The organism is Psychrobacter sp. NPDC077938, assembly GCF_044542635.1.
Classification (GTDB): domain Bacteria; phylum Pseudomonadota; class Gammaproteobacteria; order Pseudomonadales; family Moraxellaceae; genus Psychrobacter.
Genome location: NZ_JBITUW010000008.1, coordinates 13,943 through 30,877 on the forward strand (window position 1 = coordinate 13,943; position 16,935 = coordinate 30,877).

The 16,935-nt window shown below is 42.0% G+C and carries 15 protein-coding genes; 5 read left to right on the forward strand and 10 right to left on the reverse strand.

Going from position 1 to position 16,935, the window contains the following annotated elements; genetic code table 11:
- Nucleotides 1-244: 244 nt before the first annotated feature.
- Nucleotides 245-1,261 carry a bile acid:sodium symporter family protein gene (locus ACIGBM_RS12470; RefSeq protein WP_397477954.1) on the reverse strand — a complete coding sequence of 339 codons (1,017 nt, stop codon included), beginning with the start codon at nucleotides 1,259-1,261 and terminating at the stop codon, nucleotides 245-247.
- 256 nt (nucleotides 1,262-1,517) lie between these two features.
- Here ACIGBM_RS12470 and ACIGBM_RS12475 point away from each other — a divergent pair, with 256 nt between their 5' ends.
- Both ACIGBM_RS12475 and ACIGBM_RS12480 read left to right on the forward strand, forming a co-directional pair.
- Entirely contained in the window at nucleotides 1,518-3,050 is a 1,533-nt protein-coding gene (locus ACIGBM_RS12475; protein ID WP_397477955.1) for a phosphatase PAP2 family protein, read from the forward strand.
- Nucleotides 3,051-3,154: 104 nt separating this feature from the next.
- Nucleotides 3,155-3,802 (forward strand): glutathione S-transferase, encoded by a 648-nt coding sequence (locus ACIGBM_RS12480; protein WP_397477956.1) that lies wholly within the window; start codon nucleotides 3,155-3,157, stop codon nucleotides 3,800-3,802.
- Between the two features lie 47 nt (nucleotides 3,803-3,849).
- Here ACIGBM_RS12480 and ACIGBM_RS12485 read toward each other — a convergent pair whose 3' ends face one another.
- Entirely contained in the window at nucleotides 3,850-4,149 is a 300-nt protein-coding gene (locus tag ACIGBM_RS12485) for a hypothetical protein (protein ID WP_290179020.1), read from the reverse strand.
- A 646-nt stretch (nucleotides 4,150-4,795) separates the two neighbouring features.
- On the opposite strand from ACIGBM_RS12485, the gene ACIGBM_RS12490 reads away from it, so the two are divergent.
- Complete coding sequence (locus ACIGBM_RS12490; RefSeq protein ID WP_397477957.1) at nucleotides 4,796-5,623, forward strand: hypothetical protein; 828 nt, start codon at nucleotides 4,796-4,798, stop codon at nucleotides 5,621-5,623.
- Nucleotides 5,624-5,670: 47 nt separating this feature from the next.
- Here the strand turns inward: ACIGBM_RS12490 and ACIGBM_RS12495 are convergent, their stop codons facing one another.
- The 5 genes from ACIGBM_RS12495 to ACIGBM_RS12515 form a co-directional block, all read right to left on the reverse strand.
- Nucleotides 5,671-6,666, reverse strand: a complete 996-nt coding sequence (locus ACIGBM_RS12495; protein WP_397477958.1) for a glycosyltransferase family 2 protein — start codon at nucleotides 6,664-6,666, stop codon at nucleotides 5,671-5,673.
- Nucleotides 6,667-6,712: 46 nt separating this feature from the next.
- The gene (locus ACIGBM_RS12500; protein ID WP_397477959.1) at nucleotides 6,713-8,032 is read right to left on the reverse strand and encodes a hypothetical protein; all 1,320 of its coding nucleotides are present in this window, start codon (nucleotides 8,030-8,032) and stop codon (nucleotides 6,713-6,715) included.
- Nucleotides 8,032-9,336 (reverse strand): glycosyltransferase, encoded by a 1,305-nt coding sequence (locus ACIGBM_RS12505; RefSeq protein ID WP_397477960.1) that lies wholly within the window; start codon nucleotides 9,334-9,336, stop codon nucleotides 8,032-8,034. Before ACIGBM_RS12505 ends, ACIGBM_RS12500 begins: the two co-directional genes overlap by 1 nt.
- A gap of 190 nt (nucleotides 9,337-9,526) precedes the next feature.
- Complete coding sequence (locus ACIGBM_RS12510) at nucleotides 9,527-11,038, reverse strand: glycosyltransferase family 2 protein (RefSeq protein ID WP_397477961.1); 1,512 nt, start codon at nucleotides 11,036-11,038, stop codon at nucleotides 9,527-9,529.
- Nucleotides 11,039-11,518: 480 nt separating this feature from the next.
- On the reverse strand, nucleotides 11,519-12,394 hold the full coding sequence (locus tag ACIGBM_RS12515) for a LysR substrate-binding domain-containing protein (RefSeq protein WP_298810911.1): 876 nt from the start codon (nucleotides 12,392-12,394) through the stop codon (nucleotides 11,519-11,521).
- Between the two features lie 112 nt (nucleotides 12,395-12,506).
- Between ACIGBM_RS12515 and ACIGBM_RS12520 the strand changes: the two genes are divergently transcribed.
- Nucleotides 12,507-13,223: an SDR family oxidoreductase gene (locus tag ACIGBM_RS12520; protein WP_397477962.1), complete on the forward strand. Its 717-nt coding sequence runs from the start codon at nucleotides 12,507-12,509 to the stop codon at nucleotides 13,221-13,223.
- A 129-nt stretch (nucleotides 13,224-13,352) separates the two neighbouring features.
- On the forward strand, nucleotides 13,353-14,231 hold the full coding sequence (locus ACIGBM_RS12525; RefSeq protein WP_397477963.1) for a DMT family transporter: 879 nt from the start codon (nucleotides 13,353-13,355) through the stop codon (nucleotides 14,229-14,231).
- A gap of 225 nt (nucleotides 14,232-14,456) precedes the next feature.
- Here the strand turns inward: ACIGBM_RS12525 and ACIGBM_RS12530 are convergent, their stop codons facing one another.
- The 3 genes from ACIGBM_RS12530 to ACIGBM_RS12540 all read right to left on the reverse strand — a co-directional run bounded on the left by ACIGBM_RS12530 (nucleotide 14,457) and on the right by ACIGBM_RS12540 (nucleotide 16,918).
- Nucleotides 14,457-15,377 carry a homocysteine S-methyltransferase family protein gene (locus ACIGBM_RS12530; RefSeq protein WP_397477964.1) on the reverse strand — a complete coding sequence of 307 codons (921 nt, stop codon included), beginning with the start codon at nucleotides 15,375-15,377 and terminating at the stop codon, nucleotides 14,457-14,459.
- A gap of 184 nt (nucleotides 15,378-15,561) precedes the next feature.
- The gene (locus ACIGBM_RS12535) at nucleotides 15,562-16,233 is read right to left on the reverse strand and encodes a DUF4377 domain-containing protein (protein ID WP_397477965.1); all 672 of its coding nucleotides are present in this window, start codon (nucleotides 16,231-16,233) and stop codon (nucleotides 15,562-15,564) included.
- Nucleotides 16,234-16,417: 184 nt separating this feature from the next.
- Entirely contained in the window at nucleotides 16,418-16,918 is a 501-nt protein-coding gene (locus ACIGBM_RS12540; RefSeq protein WP_397477966.1) for an META domain-containing protein, read from the reverse strand.
- Between the last annotated feature and the right edge of the window lie 17 nt (nucleotides 16,919-16,935).

The window sequence follows — 16,935 nt, forward strand, 5'->3', positions numbered from 1 at the left end:
AGAAGAGAGGCTAGTAGTTCATGCAAATTATCGATAGTGCTATGCTAAAAATACTATGCTGAAGAGCGCTATATTAGAAGCCACTATGTTAAAAAAATCTATGTTGAAAGACTCTGTATTAGAAGGTGCTTTATGAGAAAGCGCTATGCTAGAAACAATAATCTAGCATAGTGTTTTAACTCATAGCGTTTTACCTTTATGAGCTAGTTCAATATTACCTAGCTCAGTATTATCTTTATTAGTACTAATGATTTCTGATTGGTTTACCAAGCTCCATGGTCTCTTGAGTCTCGATGACGGTAGGATTTTTCACCTCCTGACGCTTATCCCACCAAGCAAAGATATTGGCCAATATAGAGCCAGAAACAGAGTGCCAAATACAAGCAACGGCGGCAGCGATGGCGGACTCTGCATTACCAGGGAAAAACTTAGTGCTTAAGCCCGTGGCCAGACCTGCATTTTGTACGCCAACCTCGATAGATATGGTGCGTTTTTTGGGTTTGCTCATACCAAATAAGGCACCTGAGTAGTAGCCCAATACATAGCCGACGATATTGTGTACCGCAATGGCCAAGATAACGACTAGCCCTGACTGCAAGAACTGATCACCAAATACAGCGGCAACGCCACCGACGATAGCGGCGAAAGCTAATACAGCCACGCCTGGCATCACCGCACGTACATCATTAAACCAGTGTTTGTTTTGAAATAGTATGTTTAACATAGAGCCGATAGCGACTGGCAACAATGTCACTAATAGCATAAAGCGGAACATACCCCAGCCATCCATTTCTACAGATTGACCAACCAAATAATTGAGCCAAAGTGGCGTCACTAACGGTGCAATGATGGTCGATACGGTGGTCATACCTACCGAAAACGCCACATCACCTTTGGCAAGGTAGCTCATAATGTTTGAAGACACACCACCAGGACAAGTCCCAACCAATACTAGACCCAGTGTCAGCCCAGGCGATAAATCAAACAATCTAGCCACGCTAATCGCTAATATCGGCATAATGGTATATTGGATAATTGAACCGATAAAAATATCAAGCGGGCGCTGGGCCAACACCTTATAGTCTTCTTTACCTAGTGTCATACCCATTGCGAGCATAATGACACCCAGAACGATGACTTGGGTATCACCTGTCACCCAAGAAAAAGTCGCAGGCTCTATAAATGTCACTGCGGCCGCTAAAATAATAACCAATGCCGTAAATCGACTCAACTGCTGACTTATCATCCTCAAAAACTGCATTTCTCAAATCCTTCTAAGTCCAGAAAATAGTCAAGTATAAGTTCAAAATCACTGTATTTCCAATGGGTTTGGGCAGTTTTTAGACAACAATAAGTTGCTATTATGACAACTTTAACTATGATTATATTGCCAAAGTTTTTTGAAATGTTTATTCAATAGCCAAACGAGGTACTAGGTGTTGCAAACTCCATCAAATTTAACTAGATTCAAACACCTAGGTCTTGCGTTATCGATATTTTATTTGCTTTATAATTTGATGACTGCCTATAGCGTATCTTTATATACACTCTACCCATCGCAAATTCATAATCTTGCCACGCCATTTGACAGCATGGTTCCTTTCATTCCCGCTATGATTGTTCCTTATAGCTGGTCATTGATTTTATTTGTGGCTAGTTTTTTCTTAGTGCGGACGTCCACGCAATTATCTCTATTGACCTACCGCTTAATTTTGACGACCATTTTTGCCTGTTTAATTTTCTATTTTTATCCTGCTCGTTTCTCATACAATCGTTCGATACCTGACGATTGGACGCAATTTGGCTATCAGTTTTTGCAATTGGTGGACAAGCCATTCAATCAGCTCCCATCATTGCATGTCAGTTATGCCATGTTGCTTGGCGTATCATTATGGGATGTTGTAGCGTCTAAAAAGAGATGGATTTTAGCGGCTTATCGATTATTGCTGACTGGCATATGTACATTGATTGCCCTGTCGACAGTGTTGACGTATCAACACCATTTGCTAGATATGTTCGGCGGAGCAGTGTTGGCAGTGTTGGTGCTGATACTCTCAAATCGAATCCGTAATGCACTGGTAATCAAGCATCTGACACTAGGAGTAATAGGATTCTTATTGATAGCGATAGCAGGGTTTTACTTTGCTAATATGAGTATGATAGCGTCTGAGTCTATAGAAACTTTAGCTATCATCATTGCTGCATATTGGCTGATTAGTTTTACGATGTTGGCTTGTGCCTATCAACAGGTCAAGCAAATGCGGGATACACGCTGGTTTCAAAAATCCAGTAGCGGTCGACTCACGGTATATACTTGGATGAAGTTTGCGCCAATCATTATTATTTACAATGGCATGTCACTTTTAGGGCAGTGGTATTTTAAAGTTTTCTCCAAAAGTCAAAAGTATCCACTCACGCCGTATGCTATTAATGACAAGGTCAAAGTTGTTGCTTCAGCTCGCTTGATGCAGACGGATCTAAGTAGTTATTTAACGTATTGGTTATTTGGCTCCAGCTCATTAGAATTGCCGAGTTCGCCAGAAAGCAATCGGCCTACAGTTCGCTATCAAATTATTGTTGTTGATTTGGCTGCTGAGATATCTAGCCACGCTCATAATCTTAAAATAGCTGCTAATAGCAGCGTGAGTACGACAGTTCATTACTTGTATTTACCTTTGTTGGATTTGCAGCCATTAAATGATGTATTGCTCCAAGACTACATTGATCTATTTCAACAAATTGAAGCGTTGATACAATCAGCAGAGACACAACCGATAACCGCTAATAATGAGAATTTGGTAGAGGGTAGTCAGGTAGAAAATAGTCAGGTAAAGGTTAGCCTCATCACACTTATTAATTTTCATTGCGTAATGGGGTTGTCACGTAGCATCGGCGTGCAGGTTTTATATTTATTATATTGTGGTACGCTAACTGTCTATAACTATCAATCATGGATTGAGCAGCATTATCCGCACGCGCACCTGAAAGATGCTTATCTACCACAGTCATTAGTAGAAACTATGGCCAATTATAAGTCTGTCACCTATTAAACAGCGCCTTAATAACTATTAATGTCAGTAGGTTTGCGTCTGCTAATTTTTGTTTGTTTGCTTTTTACCTATTGCTTAATTCCTATTCAACTATGGAGGAATCTATGAACACCTCGTTGCCTCGCTTATATTCTTTTCGTCGCTGTCCTTATGCTATGCGCGCTCGTCTCGGTCTAATATTCGCTGATTTGCCAGTAGAGCTACGAGAAATCACGCTAAAGAATAAGCCAGAACAGATGCTAGCGATTAGTCCAAAAGGCACGGTTCCTGTGTTACAGCTTTCAGATGGATCCGTCATTGAAGAGAGTGCAGAGATTATGATGTGGGCGCTTGAGCAAAACGATCCTCAGGGACTGCTGGATGGAAACGTTGTATCTCAGGCTAATGCACTGATAGCACAAAACGACAATGAGTTTAAACAGTGGCTCGATCGCTACAAATATGCCGATCGTCACCCTGAGATGACTCAAATAGAATATCGACAACAGGGTGAAATTTTTCTGCAGGATTTAGAAGCGTTATTGACCAAGAATACGTATCTACTAGGCAATAGCGTGACGGTTGCTGATATCGGTATCATGCCGTTCGTTCGTCAATTTGCCCATGTAGATCGTGATGTCTTTTATGAATTGCCTTATCCTAAGCTACAGCTGTGGCTACAACACTGGTTGGAACACCCGTTATTTGTACAAGCCATGACTAAGTTTCAGCCATGGCAGGAAGACGATGAGGTAGTGGTGTTCCCTGCTTAATATAGTTGGTTCTATATAAGCTGTATAGGGTATCGGTCTTGCTTGGTCTATCTCGATTTCACAACGACCACTTTTTGTGCTGGATGTTTGTCTTTAACGACGATTACTTTTTTGGCTTTAGGTTTCGCTTTCGCTACGACAACTTGCTTGGCCTTAGGTTTTGCTTTAACCATGACCACTTGTTTCGCTTTGGGCTTTGCTTTAACGACGACCGCTTGTTTTGTCTGATGTTTGTCTTTGACCACGACAACTTGTTGGGCCGCATTCGCTGGACCGATCATAGCAAAACAAGTAGATACAGCCAATAGTGAGCTGATAGCGATTTTTTTCATGTTGAAGTTTTTCATAGTAAGGTCCTTTTAGGCTGATTATAAATAAGCATGTTTGTTTAATGGTCAAAGGTATCTGAATTGAACGTCGATCTATTGAATAAGTAGATAATAGCGAGTTATAGCGTTACGTACTTTTATGAAAGTTAAAGAAAGGTGACTTTTTCTAGCCGATACTGAACCATTAATACAATCTTAGGAGCTTTTTGCTAAGGGTCGGAAGACTAGCAACACTCTAGAGATGATACTTACTGAAGATCAACCTATGTTTCCTTACTGATTAATTGTGAGATAAATGGAAGATGTTGTTACGGCAATGAGCTGAGATAGATAGCTGATGATATATCATCTACTAAATAAAAGAATCGTCATCTAGGAATGACTCAATTAGAGTATCAGTGATATAGAAAGGTTTTCTATATGATTTAGAAGAAGTGCCAACGAATAGTACTTATCTACTATGAAATGTTGCGACTATCTCATTCTGGTAGGTCAGAAAATTGAAATAATGGCAAAATATGATTTTTGAGTTGAATAAGTAAGAAGTGGCAGACTTTTATTAAGATAAGGCTTTATCCGAGTATAATAGAGGTAAAGCTTTTTCTATAAAAATCGCTAATAATGCTAAAGTAGCAATCAAAAATTTACATTAACTAAGGTTGCTATGTCTAATAAAGAGTTCAATACAAAAAAACCAACACTTAAACAGAGTATCTCACTGTCAGAGAATAGCGGATATATATTTGATGATATAAGCACAGCGCAATCTGCTTTCTTAACACTACCAGTCATTATACAAACTGCACTAGAGCAAGCTAAACGAGTCGTGCTAATTGCAAATAATCCTGCTGTCACCACGGCTCAGCTTGAGATGTTGTTACAGCCCGATGATGTCTTGGTGTTATTTAATCACTTTATTCATGATGATTTTTTTGCCAGCCATCAGTTAGCTAGTTCATTACCTAAGTTGCTGTTTTTTCGGCAGATTGGTGATAGTAAGCTGCATTTTGGCCTACCGCCTAGAAGCAATCATATATCAGTAATGGAGCAAATGAGAGAGGTCGCGCCATTAGGGGTACTGACGAGCAACCAGCCTTATCAGTTTCCAACATTAGCTGATGACCCAAGCCCCAATGATGATCCTATCACTGCTCAACGTATCTTAGATGTTCCTTCGAACATGCAAAAACTATGGTCAAGCCCTATCTACCACAGTGTGCTATCAGAGCATCACAAAGTCGTTGCTGATTATCCATACTTTACTGATATTCATTCGTCAGCCCCCTCATCAGGTTTTCTATTGTATCGGCTGATGCTGGCAGCTCGAGCATACTTACACCATATTCAAAAGACAAAACCACCATTGGAGATAGTAATGATCGGCTTCAATGACAATGATAAAACTGCTCACTTTTGGCATGGACATAATTGGGGTTTTGAACGTCAGGAAACGAGTCGACCACCTACAGGAGTGACTATTCATCGGTACTAGAATATTGATTCACTAAGCTATGTTTAGCTAGAAATTGCTAAAAATAGTTAAACATAAGGAGCGTCGGGACAATGAGAAAGCTCTACCTCTTTGTCTTTAGGCTCTCGTCGTACGGCTATCAGTGATGACTGTTCTTCAGTCCAATCAATCAGATCCATATCGGAAAACTGTGACAACCATCCTGCCATGGGCCAACAGTGCCATTTTTGATAGAAGCGATTGGCATTGACAATGATACTATTCAAATGATTAAGAGGTGGCCGGTAGACACTGTGCTGCTGATGGTAAGCAATATCAGCAGTGAGGTAAAAGTCGATACCCAATCGGCATGCTGTAAAAGCAAAATCGGTATCCTCTGCACCATAACCTGTATATTGGGTGTCAAAACCACCAATTTTATCAAAAGTCTGGCGATTGATAGCGAAGCATAGGCTCCAAAATGCACCGTAATCATCAGTTTGTTTGATGGCTGTTTGCTCTGTTTCAGTAGGATATGAGTCAGCTTCATCAAAATTATAACGATAAGGGTTATAGACAGACAGCTCGTCTAAAAGAGAAAAGGGCAGATGATTGATTTTTAATTGCGTATTTTCTTCTAGTGATAAAGGTCGCGTTAGATAGCGTGGTTGACCCATCAAAAGCGCATTAGGATATTGCAAAAGCTTCTCATACATTTGCTCAATAAACGTAGGCGCTACGATACAATCAACATCCAAAAAAATCAGCATATCGTGAGTTGACTGCAACGCTCCAAGATTGCGATTATGTCCGATATCAAACTCTGCAGTGTTGGTATCACCACCATCATTTACAGCTGATTTGACCGTAGTTGGTAACTTCACGATATTTGATGAGAATTCAGCTAACCGATTGGGATCGGCGTCGTCGTTGACGATAATGACTTCGGCTGGCTTCACACTACTATTTTCTAGACTGCTGAGCAGGTTGTAGAGATGACGATTACGACCATAGCAAGTCGTAATGACAGTCATCGGTACAGTATCAGAAGTCGTACTAGCATTACTCGTTGGCTGAATGGTCATTGCTTATCTTTACCTCGCTATCGTGTTGCCAGTTATTTTTAATAAGTCAGTCTTTAATTGTTGATTCGGGTGTTAAGTTGAGTCGAGGGAGTAACCAGTTTTCAAACCAACGCTTAGTAGTAGGATAATCAGTGGTGCTATGCATAAACGCTTGAGCAACTGTTAGCGTAGCTGCGTTGGTTTCCTCACTGCTACCTTCCTCAATGTTATTTTCTTCAATATTATTTTTTTTAATGCTATCAACTGAGGTAGTGGGGTGTTGTTTGCTTTGGCCATGAATTATTTGGGCAATAGATTCAGGTTGACCATCATCGATGCTCATTAAGGTTTTAAACTGCTGCCAATTTAGCGCTTTATTTTGAGTAACTAACGCTTCAGACATGACGGCTTGTTCATTATGAGGTCTGTCATCAGGCACCACTATGAGCGGCGTATCATAATGATATGCTTGCGCGACAGCGTTTAGGCCACAGGCCATCATTAGATAATCGCTATGACAAATAAATGGTGTGACGTCATCTATCTCAGCTGAGATATCGACATAACATCGTTTGTCATCGTCTATAGGCCCGAGAGAGACAATTAATGCATCGGGTAGCAGTGAGCGCAACTCTGGTAATTTTTCGTCAATCGCTTTGTGTCCACCATAGCCTTTGATAACGGTAATAATAGGTATTGTAGCTCCGGACTTATCTGTTAATTGTGCCTTTTTAGGTGATGGTAGGCTTGTAGATTCAGGAGCAGAAATTTCGCTATCAATGCTTAATTTTGCCAAGATATCTATAAAGCTCTCATAAGTGTATGACTCAGTTTTTTGAGAGTAGATAAAGTCAAGATAGAGCGTTTTATCACAGACCCACTCAGATGTATGTGCAGATTCCAACGCTTTAGGATAAGGTGCTAGTAAGGCAAGCGCGCCAGCAAAAGCACCTATATGTGGCGCATCGTCGCGAATACCAGGAAGCCTAACGTAAAGATAAGGAATGCTTGCCGCACGGCAGAGCATGGCCACCTCGACGCTGACATCGATAATCATCAGATCAATCTTACATTGAAAGATAGTGTCTAGTATTTGGTGACTGCGTTTTTGAATGTCACTATTGCCTACGGGCGAGTAGTGTAAGCTGGCTGGTTGCCAGTACTGTCCTGCACGACCTGCTAATATATCATCGGGGCGTTCATCTTCCGCATTCAAACGTATGATTTGTTGTTCATCAATAGCGGTAAAACGATAGCTATTTATATCTAAGCTCGTAAATACCGTTAATTGCGCTCTTGCATCATTAGGTAGCAATGCAGCCAGTTTGTCTGCCTGTCGGCAATGTCCTGAGCCGTGATGATGAGCATAATATCCAATACGCATCATTACGATCCCTCAGAAAAGCTAACAAGATCATTATCAGTTTCAACTGGTGCTTGAATGGCCTGATTAAAACACTGAAGGGAGTCTTTTGTTAAATCAGACGGCTCATAATTGTTGATACTGTTGATATAACTTTCTGAATTGTTTTCTATTAATACAGTTCTATTTTTTAACGCTGCTCGGTAAAGTTCCAGATAGCCGTCTACCATGGCTGACACTGAACAAAACTGTAAGGCGCGGTCACGGCAAGCTTGGCGTGATATATTTTTAATCGTAGCAAAACCATTGATAAAGGCGGCTTTATCTTTTTTAGGTACGATGACTCCTGTCTCTGGAGTAATAATTTCGGCACTGGCTCCAGCATCGAAACCAATGACTGGTGTGCCACATGCCAGACTCTCAGCCAAGGTCAATCCGTATGGCTCGTCCCAAGTACTGGTAAATAACATGGCAGTTGCTTGGCATAAGTAATTGTTAATCTCGTCCTTGGTGACATGACCTACGTAACTGAATAGTTTGTCATCGCCACTCTTACTGTCTTTAAATAACAAAGGAGCTACTTTTTGATTAAAGTAGTCTTCGTTGCTTTTAGGTCCTGCTATGATAAGTTTCTTCCCAGCTTCCATACAGTACCGCATGGCTAAATGAGTGCCTTTCTCAGGGCAGATACGCCCATACCAAAAATATACCTCGTCATCGCTACCATCAGTATTGCCAAGCGATTCTGTATTGGCAATAAAGGATTCGACATCGATGCCGTTATACACCACTTGTGAAGGGACAAACTCAGCGAATAACTGCTGTTGGTGCTTACTAATCGCTGTGAATTGAGTGGTTGTACCAGAGCGCAGTGTTAAAAGCGCCAAACGTAACTGTGGAAAAATAGGCGTATGAAAAGTGGTAAAAAACCTTTCGCCAAATGCTTGGCCTGTCATCATCGGAATGTGATGCAGACTGTGATTATGTACGATATCAATCTCACCGCGCTCATCACGTTCGATAATATCTCGTAATGCTATCTGATAGGTAAGATATTGGTACATCTCTTCACGGCCCATGGCGACCGTTTCATGCTCATTATCATAGACCATCTTGTTAAACTCATGACGAGTCAATAAAGGCACCAATGTTGCTTTCGTCTCGCTATCTTTATGAGCGTAAAGCAATACCTCATGACCTTGCGCCACTAGCTCGTCACAAATCAGTTGGGTAATCATTTCTAGACCACCCGCGTAAGGCTGGGCAATGGGATACAGTGAATGCGCAATAATGGCAATACGTAGCGGTGAATTCGAAGACCTAATCATGTTTTTAAGACCTTTATAGTTATAAGCATCATGGCTATAAGCGTTTTGGTTAGTAGAGTGGTATATAGGGAACCTAGTATAGAAACGATAAAAGACAATAGAATGACCTTGTTTCAAAATTGGCTTATATAAATCGCAAGTTTTTACGAATCGCTATCTTTATAAGCACTAGTTTTATAAGTACTGATTTTTACGAATCGATGGTTTTTTTATCTTTAAATAAAGACGTCGCATAAGATGTCGTGATAGTCGTCTTCTTTTCATGGGCTACTTTTAAAGTCTGTCTCAGAACCTTACTCATACTTGGTATGTCTGCCCGAGCATCAGAGAAATTATCTATTGCGACCTTGGCTGCGCTTAGTTTGAGAATACAAACTGCCGCTGCACATATAAATAGTACTGGTGAGTAGAGCGGTGAAAACGGTGCTACAACTAGGACTGTAATGATATTTAGCACCAATAGCAGTTTTGGTAACGCCGCTATATTCTTAAGAAATAATGACTGACGATTTTGGATATAGTTCTGTTTAGGTGTACAGACAAAAGGTTTCTCTCGTCCCCACAGCACCGGCAGCCATGACAAGGCGCCAATTTCCCAAAAGTTTAAGTGCATCAACCATGCTCGTATCTTTCTGCCAAAACGTGGCTGATGGTTGTCATCTACTTGTTGATTGAGAGGCGATTGATCACGGCAATAAGCCCACAACCGTCTAAGGATAAAAAACGCATAGCCTGCATAAACCACATATAGAGGGGCAAGCATCGATACGTCAGCGTTATTTACTAAGAGCATATCAACCATCACCAGTAATGAGCAGATATGCAAAAGGATAAAAAACCCTGTGAAATTTACCCAAGCACTCAGCTGAGACAGATGAGCGCGTATATATGCTAAACGTTCACTCATACTTTTGGATTGTGAGACATACTGAACTGGAGAGTTGTGCGGGACTGAGAAGTAATCCGTGAGCACTTGCATATTGCCGTAGATCCAGCGTCGGCGTTGACATATCAGGTCATCTAGCGTGTTAGGTAGTAAGCCTGTGGCAATAACTTCTGGCACAAACTGACTGCGAAAACCTTGTCGATGCATAAGCACGCCCATCTGAGCATCTTCAGTGATAGAGGCGCCTGACCAGCCTCCTATACTCAAAAGATCTGAGCGTCGAATGACTGCGTAAGTACCCGTTGATAAGGCACGATTGCGATTAAAAGAGCGATACAGATGATGATTAAAATAGTGATTCAACTCGCTATGCGTATCTAGCTGTCCTTCATTACGATAAAACTGCGGAAACTGCAGTAGGGTATGTTCAGGATATTGAGCGATAGCCCGCGTAATAAAGGCTCTAGCATGTGGTAATGCTTGGTAATCACTATCGACCACCACAATGTGACTACAGTCTGGACTCATCAACCCAAGTGCCAAGTTTAAAGCACCCGCTTTGAATCCTTCGACACGATCAATATGATAAAAATGGACATTCAGCTCAGCGTTTAAGCTTTGGCAAAATGCTGCCAACGGCTCATATAACGACGTCTCTTTATTATTATTATCAATAATCAAAATCTCATCGTGTACTTCTTTTACTGCTAATAACGACTTTATCGTGGCAATAACCAACTCTGGAGGCTCAGCTCGCGTCATCAATTGAAAACTGAGTGCTGCGCTAGTCAAAGCTTCTTGTGTGTTAGCAGTCATGTCTGGTCCTTAGGCATATACAACAAGTTAAAATTTATATAAAGAAGAGTATGCTTATAGGTAATGTAAGTACTTGTATCCTCAGTCATTTAATGAATACCAATGCATACTAATACAAAATTAAGTAATGATTTAGCCGATAATTGTTTGTGATAAATTAACTGTGTAAGTTGTACGTAATGTGACATAAAAACTTAGTATTTTAATCGCGTAAAAATAGGGCGTTTTTTGATTGAGAAGGGGATAGGTAGCTGTACTTTACTTCTGAGTTAGGGTAGTTAGTAAAAAGATAAAACGAGGAAAAAAGATGAGGATAAGAAAGTAGGAAGGTCTGCATCGTTATGCTGAAGAACGGCTGTAGTGGGATAGAAAAGCACGACTAAAATCGTAGTTAGCCTCAGAAGCTAATTACGTTAATAAGTTTGAGATTAGATTATTTATATTGACGTTTAGCTTAATGCTTAGCTATCCCTGACTAAATCAAGCCAGTGCTAAATGAGTGATACACCAGTTCCAGACAGCGTCGACAGTCGGTGTTGATGACGAACTCTTTTTGCGAACGAGATAATAATCTAGATCGACTGTTAGCGTTGACTCACTTACCTGAACCAATCTTCCTGCATTCAAATCCGCTTGTACAAAAGCCTGACAAGCAATCGCAACACCTTGACCCGCTAGCGCTGCATCTAAAGCCAAAGCGGTTTGATTAAATACAGCGCCAGCTAGCTTATCTGTGGTACCAAAAAATCGTGGCCAATGATGATGTGAGTCATGGAGCAATGGCATCTCTTGTAGCACTTCAAGTGATATGGGCAGTTCTCTATTGGCCATTAAGTGAGGGCTGGCCACGGCTACAAGCGTTTGTTTAAACAGTAGCTGAGTATCAAATGCCGCAGGGAATGGTGGGCGTGTCAGGCGTACCGCGATATCTACCTGATCACGGTCAAAATCTGCAACGGACTCGGTCGCTACAGTACGCAACTCGACATCAGGGACCGCAGCAGTCAAAGCAGATAAGCGCGGCAGTAATAGCTTAGTGGCAAAAGTCGGCGTCACGCTGATAGTGACAGTCTTAGGTTCTCTGAGTAGCTGAGCTGTTGCTTTATCCAAAATCTTAAAAGCTCGAGTAACTTCTGCAAAGTAAACAGAACCTTGGCTGGTGAGCGCCACGCCTCTTGGTAGTCTTTGAAACAAAGGAAAGCCGATATGCTCCTCTAGCATTCTTACCTGCTGAGCGACCGCGCCTTGTGTCACAAACAGCTCATCCGCCGCCGCCCGAAAATTAAGATGACGCCCAGCAGCCTCAAATGCACGTAAGGCATTGAGCGGTGGCAATGTACGATGGCTGTTTGGCACTTTGTTTTCCTAGACTGTAGATTTTCTACAGTCTAGCATCTTTTATTATGATGTTAGGAATCTGATTTTATTGGTTATGATAAATGAAACGATAACTAATGGAGAAAGACAGATGAATAATATTATAACGACAAAAAAAGTAGCGCTTATCACAGCAGGTGGGTCAGGCATGGGTGCTGCCGCTGCTCGTAAACTTGCAGCAGATGGTTATCATGTCGCTATTTTGTCTTCCTCTGGGAAAGGTGAGGCTTTAGCAAAGGAGCTGAGCGGCATTGGTGTTACTGGCTCCAACCTTATTAATGAAGATGTACAGCGCTTGGTCGATTCGGCGATGCAACAGTGGGGACGTATTGATGCGCTTGTAAACTCTGCTGGTCACGGCCCGCGCGCACCTATTTTAGACATCACTGATGAGGATTGGCATAAAGGGCTAGAGGTTTACTTTCTTAGTGCGGTACGTGCAATTCGTTTGGTCACGCCAATCATGGTCGCACAGGGTAGCGGTGCTATCGTCAATATATCTACCTCTTGGGTAACGCAGCCGACTGCGCTTTTTCCTACGTCAACGGCTTTTCGTGCCAGCCTTGGCGCTTTTACCAAGATTTTCTCAGATGACTATGCAGCAAAAGGTGTGCGTATTAATAATGTCTTGCCTGGTTGGATTGATAGCTTACCTGAAGTCGATGAGCGACGTGAGAGTGTGCCGATAGGACGTTATGGTACCTCTGAAGAAGTCGCCTCAACGATTGCTTTTTTATTATCTGAAGCTTCTGGATATATCACTGGTCAGAATATACGGGTTGATGGTGGCATCATTCGCTCTGTGTAACGAGTCAGTCAGTACAAGCCTATTATTGATACAAGATAGTTAATACCAGACTGTTAATACAAGCAATAAAACACTATCGACGCTAGCTGCTTGAAAAAAGCAGCTCATCTATTTGTTAAGGCCAATGTTATGTTTCGAGCATACGCTGCACTGGTGCTCCTCGGTATCATCTGGGGGTCGAATTTTATTTTTATGAAATGGGCGACGGCTCTAATCAGCCCCTCACAAACCGTATTTTTACGCCTGCTATTTGGGTTTTTGCCATTGGTTGCCGTTGCTTGGCACAGCAAAGTAATTACTCGGGCGCAGTTACAGCATTTGCCACACTTTATAGTGATGTCAGTGCTCGCAACGTCTTTTTACTATTATGGATTTGTCGCAGGTACGGCGCTATTGCCCAGTAGCATTGCAGGTCTATTAAGTGGCTCAATCCCTATATTTACCTTTTTGGGCGCGGCGCTGTTCTTACCTGATGAGCGTCCGACCAAGCAAATGGCGATTGGACTTGCGCTAGGATTTGCTGGTATCGCATTAAGTGCGCGACCATGGCAAGGCGCTACTGGTGTCTCTCTCGTTGGCGTTTTGTGGATGTTGGCAGGATCTTTGAGTGTGGGTGCGTCTTTTGTATATGCGCGGCGCTATCTGTCTCCTTTGAGGTTGCCGCCACTGGCGTTAGCCACTTGGCAAGTGGGGTTAGCCGTCATAACGCTTTCGATACTCATCGATTTCGATGGTATAACGCAGCTGTCGACAGATACTAGGGCAATATGGGGAACAATACTTGGTCTGGGTGCTTTGGGTACTGGCGCTGCTTTTTTGATTTATTATTTTATTATCGAGACGTTAGGTTCAGTGCGGGCTGCTGGTGCTACTTATATTGCCCCAGTCGTTGCTGTGATTATTGGCGCGGTAATCGGAGAGGATATCACCAGTTTAGAAATTATAGCGTTAGTACTGATTTTAAGTGGTGTCCTACTGATACAAACGGGTAGACAGTTTTCAGGTTAGCGGTAGGATGGGTAGGCTGTTAAGAATGCAATACGCATATTTATGACAAGCTAGTCAATGATTTCATTCAAGCCTGCAATTGCTACTAGAATTTTCGATACGCTTACAGCACTAGCTCCATGACCAGCAACATGCCGACCATCAAGTAATATTTGATGGTCGTCAGCATGATGAACTCAATATTCTAATTATCTTACATTTTTCTATATTCAGATCAGCCTATGTCTAAGCAGTAGCAGTGAAATGTTGGCTTAATTCCTGAATATGCTCAGGGCCAATACCGCAGCAGCCACCGATTAATGAAGCGCCCTGTGCTTGCCACTTTTGTGCCCAGAGCAGATAGGCAGGCGGGGTCAAATCATCACGTACTTCATTAAGCGTATCATTTGCCGCGGCATTTTTTGGTTGCGGCGGAAAGGCATTGGCATAAGCGCCAAGTTCGATATGCTGCGCTTGTTTTGCTTGCAGGACAGTCTGTGCGACATCTAGTGCTTGTTCGATGACATCAGGTTGGCAGCAGTTAAAGAGTATTGCCTCGACATCGAGAGCAGCCATCGTTGCCACGGCTTCCTCGACGGTTTCTCCTGAACGCAGACGTGGTACATCGATATCCATACTGTCTTCTAAGGTAAAAGCGACCCATAGCGGTTTATTGTCCGTATCTAGCGTATTAAGTAGCTCACGAACAGCGATAGACTCGGCGATTAGACTCTGAGTCTCAGCGAGCCAAAAATCGACATACGGATTTAGACCTTTGATCAGTGGGGTGGCGATATCTTCTACGTGGTCAGCATCAAACAAATCTGCACGGTAGGAGCCAAACAGTGGCGGGATAGAGCCAGCTACTTTGGTTGCTGCGCCTTCCAGCGTCACTGCTGCACGTGCCATTTCACCTGACGCTGCTGCCAAATCTTGTGCTTGCGCCACAAAACGCTCCTCGCCGATATGAAAGGGTACTAGCGCGTAACTGTTTGTCGTAATGACAGCCGCGCCGCTCTTGATATAGGCACGGTGTACATCACGAACGATCTCTGGCGCTTCTATCATTGCCAGTGCTGACCATTCAGGTTGACGAAACGGTGCACCACGCTTCGCCAGTTCTCGTCCCATGCCACCATCAATAATTGTGGTTGTATTTATTGGCATAACGAATCCTTCTTTATTGTGAGTAAACAAACCTGTAGAGGTGCTATTATTAAAAATAGAATTATTTAAAGGAGCGAAATACTAGGCGTAATAAACGTCAGATGCAACCACAGGTTGAATAATGTTAACAATTAATCGTGTGGTTGCTTGTCTGTTTAGAAGAGTTATATCTCTATCACTAAGGCTAGGTTCTTTTCTTTTCAATGACTTGTATCAGTTTGCTCTGCACTGACGATGCATCAGCAGGTGGTCTAGCAACAGCTGTATTTTTTATAAGCAAGGTATATTCATAATCAGGCTCATAATCAAAACCCTCTATACCACTATATCGATACTGCCAATCTACTTGACTATCGACTTGGTCAGCTGGCTTTGTTAAAAGGCAGGATTGTGGCGCAACGCCTACGCAGTCTACTTGATGGTCAGCGACAATGATTTTGCGTAATACATATGGCATGGCACGTACAGTGAGCTGATGCTCACCATCTGGCTTTGATTGATCGTCTGTTAATTCTACGTCACCTTTAATTTCTATATAGTCACCCATCGCCAATTTTTGCATTTGATAAGCATTCTGCTGACCAAAATTGGTTTTGCTAATAGATGCGGTATAGGACTTTTCATCTTGGGCTACGATAGTGACTTTTTGCTGATTTCTGTCTTGTGAAGTAATACCTGTTACTTGACCGATTATCGCTTCAGCACTGCTTGGCTTTAAGGTGTTTATGAATGAGTTACGGTCTTCAATCTGGCTAGTACTCGTTTTATCATTCGAGTTAACTTGGTTATGACTGCTACACGCAGTTAGAGAGGATGTGGCAATGAGTGCCAAAGTGCAAAATTTAATAAACGACATGACATATCCTTATTATGGTTGATTTATATATTTATTTTTAATGCTCGATGAAACTGCCTAGAGCGATTTTTGTTACTGTTATTGTTTTGATGCTGAGGCTAGCAGTTTGTTGATACAAATAATGCCTCGCTGATTCATAGTGAGGCATTATTCATAAATTTAAGATAGAGCTACGTAACAGTCCTTAAGGTGTTTTTGTTTTAGGAACGGCTTTGAAGTGAGCCGTTTGATTGTCATTCTTAATGACTAGCACAGGGTTGTTATCGCTATTTTTACCAAAGCTGTATTTGCCTTGTACTGTTGTGGCAGCAGCACTATCAAACTTTGCTAAATATTCAGGGCAGGCCATTCTAGTGCTTCTGATTGCGCTCAGTTCTACCTCGCCATTCGTCACACTGTATCCTGCGCTCATATTGTTGCAGGTATTCATAAGGCTTACCATATTGCGGCCTTCAACAGTCATAAAGTCCAGCGTTAATGGTCTTGATGGATCAAAAAATAACGCTTCAACCAAGTCTCCATTATTAAGCTTGGCATCTATAAGGCGCCAATTGTTCGCCTCTAACGTCTCTACTGTGATTGGCTGTACGGTTGGTTTGGTAACACTAGTCGTTGTTTGGCAGCCAGTAGCAAGTGCACTCATAACAAGCGTGGAGGCCATCATTATTTTCATTATATTTTTCATAGTCATCTCTCAAAAAG